This is a genomic window from Actinomadura formosensis NBRC 14204 (assembly GCF_001552155.1).
Classification (GTDB): domain Bacteria; phylum Actinomycetota; class Actinomycetes; order Streptosporangiales; family Streptosporangiaceae; genus Spirillospora; species Spirillospora formosensis.
This window is the reverse complement of the sequence record NZ_BCQQ01000298.1, coordinates 1-1,224: the sequence shown is the minus strand read 5'-3', so window position 1 is coordinate 1,224 and position 1,224 is coordinate 1. Positions and strand designations below refer to the sequence as shown.

At 74.2% G+C, this 1,224-nt stretch carries 2 protein-coding genes; both read right to left on the bottom strand.

The window, feature by feature from the left end:
• Positions 1 to 331 (bottom strand): protein kinase domain-containing protein (locus AF1_RS32615; RefSeq protein WP_157419448.1); only part of this gene is annotated, 331 nt, incomplete at its 3' end.
• Between the two features lie 77 nt (positions 332 to 408).
• A partial coding sequence (locus AF1_RS32610; protein ID WP_157419445.1) for a DUF4389 domain-containing protein occupies positions 409 to 1,224 on the bottom strand: 816 nt, incomplete at its 5' end.

The window sequence follows — 1,224 nt, the reverse complement described above, 5'->3', positions numbered from 1 at the left end:
CCGCGCTCTCCAGGCTCGGCCCCTCGATGTACTCGGTGACGACGTACAGCGGGTCCTGGTCGAGTTCGGCGTCGATCACGGGCGCGGTGCAGAACCGGCGGACCTGCCGCGCGGCGGTCACCTCGCGGCGGAACCGCTCCCGGAACGCGCCCTCCCCGGCCAGCTCCCGGTTGATCACCTTCACCGCGACACGGCGCCCGGAGGCGTCCTCACCGAGGTATACCGTTCCCATGCCGCCCCGGCCGAGACGCCCGATCAGCCGGTACGGGCCGAGCTCTGCGGGGTCCTCGGGGCGCAGGGCCTCACCGTTCTGTCCTGCGTGCGTGGTCATCGTGATCCTGGAAGGGAGTCGGGGGGAGTCTTTCGCAGCACCCTAGCGGCCTGCCGTCATTCGGACGCGCCAAGTCGTCAGGAGGTTCGCCGTGCCCGCGCAAGAGTGCGGAACGGCGGCAGTTTCTCGCCGGTGAGCCCGAACGCGTACGCCACGACGCGGCTCGACCAGCGCTGGCAGCCGACGGCCAGCGCGTAGAGGGGGCGCGGGTAGCGGCCGGTGAACGGGATGACCAGCCAGCTGAGCGGCATCACGATCACCAGCGCCGCGTACATCAGCAGCATCGCGACCAGGTGCGGGATGACCAGCAGCCCCCGGAGCGGGGTGAGCCAGCGTCTCGGGCCCCGCCAGGCGGCAGGGAACGGCAGGTCGACCGTGACGGCCCGCCCGTCCGGCGCCGGCTCCCGTGCGGGGGCCGGCTCGGGGACGGGGCCCGGTCGCGGTGCCTCCGCGTGCACCGCGGGAGCGTCCGGGACGGGCTCGGGCACCGATGCCCGGACCGGTTCCGGCCCCCGCCAGGACATCGAGATCGTCTCGGTGGCGCGCTCCAACTCGGCCTTTTCCGGACCGACGAGCCGGGTGAGGAGTTCCCGCGCGGTCGGCCGCCTCCCGGGCTCCTTGCCGAGCGCGGCGGCGACGATCTCGCGCAGCCGCGGGTCGAGGCCGGTGAGGTCGGGTTCCTCGTGGCCGACGCGGTGGAACGTCTCCGCGACCGTCCCGCCCTGGAACGGGGGACGTCCCGTCCCGGCGTAGGCGACGACGCAGCCCCACGCGAACACGTCCGACGCCTGCGCGACCGGCTCGCCCCGCAGCACCTCCGGCGCGATGTAGTTCGGCGTCCCGGTGAACTGCCCGGTGCGGGTCGGGCCGCCGGGCGCGTCGAGTGCGCGGGT